We start from the raw sequence: 530 nt of genomic DNA on the forward strand, positions 1-530 counted from the left end.
GTTTATTATTAACTATTATATATGATATGATATGGCGGAACTGGAAAATCTGTATGACGCCTTTTCTAGATATCCATACACTGAGGTAAGGAAACACGTTATATCCTTCAACTATTTACATTTCTTAAACGGTAAGCTTATGGGATCATTTAAATTTAAGGATGACGGTTACTCTGTAAGGTATTATAAAGATGGTGTTCTCTATTTCTCATCATCTCATCGCCTAGAAGATCTTAAAAACGTGAATGAGTATAAAGTCCCGGGATGGGAAGGAGGATATGATGATACTGAGCCAAAGGATGGTGAGTATGAGATTAAGGAAGTAAAACCGTTCGATTTAATGAGTGTAGAGGAAAAGGTAAGTTACTTTAAAGGCTTATATGACTCAATAAAAGAAATTCCATCAGTAGTTAGTATAACTTTCTCTTACTCGGAGAGTGTAGAAGAAAAGGAGATAATTGTGAATAACGCAAAAATTAGAGGAAGTTATGACGTTAAGGATGGAGATAGTTTGCAATAAGAAAGGTTAA

At 34.0% G+C, this 530-nt stretch carries 1 protein-coding gene; it reads left to right on the forward strand.

Translation table 11 applies throughout. The features are described 5' to 3' along the window. Positions 1-31 precede the first annotated feature (31 nt). Positions 32-520: a hypothetical protein gene (locus DMP16_RS10775; RefSeq protein ID WP_143577271.1), complete on the forward strand. Its 489-nt coding sequence runs from the start codon at positions 32-34 to the stop codon at positions 518-520. Positions 521-530 lie beyond the last annotated feature (10 nt).

It is taken from the genome of Sulfolobus sp. B1 (genome assembly GCF_007050195.1).
GTDB lineage: Archaea > Thermoproteota > Thermoprotei_A > Sulfolobales > Sulfolobaceae > Saccharolobus.